At 36.8% G+C, this 682-nt stretch carries 1 protein-coding gene; it reads right to left on the reverse strand.

The window, feature by feature from the left end:
* Positions 1 to 118: 118 nt before the first annotated feature.
* On the reverse strand, positions 119 to 682 hold a 564-nt coding region (locus D8863_RS10650; RefSeq protein ID WP_142999494.1), incomplete at its 5' end, for an AI-2E family transporter.

Here is a 682-nt window from a genome sequence, read left to right on the forward strand (position 1 = left end):
CCTTGAAACCAAGGCTTTTTTTAACGTCTAATAGCTTTTTGTAGAAAAGTATTTAAAAATAAAAGAGAAGAGAATCTCTCACTCTCTTCTCAGTATATCTTATTAAATTTAGTTTTTCTTAATCTAGCTGATTTTCCTTTGCAACGACAAATTCCTTAACCAATCGATAGATAACAGCAAATATCGGTGTAAAGAATATCATCCCAAGTAAGCCAAAGAGATTGCCTCCAATACTAGCAGCCGCAAGCGTGAAAATAGCTGGCAAACCAATAGATTGACCTACAACTCTAGGATAAATAAGGTTTCCTTCAATCAGCTGTATAACTTGATATAGAAGAAGAGAAAGTAAGGCTTGAGTAGGACTCACTGTGAAGATAAAAATCGCTCCCACAACACAAGCAATCATAGGCCCTACATAAGGAATGAACGATAGCACTCCTGCAAATATACCTGTCATTACCCCATAAGGTAGTCCAAACAGGCTGTAGCCAACCGCTATCATAACTCCTATGATGACTGCTTCAATCAGCTGACTCATCAAAAATTGGTCATAAGTCTCTAGTGCTACTTGTCCAATGTAAGTTAACTTTGTCACCACTTTCTCTGGAAATATAACTTTTAGAAGTCTACTCGTCATCGCTGCCAGATGTTCCTTACTGGATAAAAATAAAAAGGTAAATAC

This window comes from Streptococcus oralis (genome assembly GCF_003943825.1).
In the GTDB taxonomy this organism is placed as follows: domain Bacteria; phylum Bacillota; class Bacilli; order Lactobacillales; family Streptococcaceae; genus Streptococcus; species Streptococcus oralis_CD.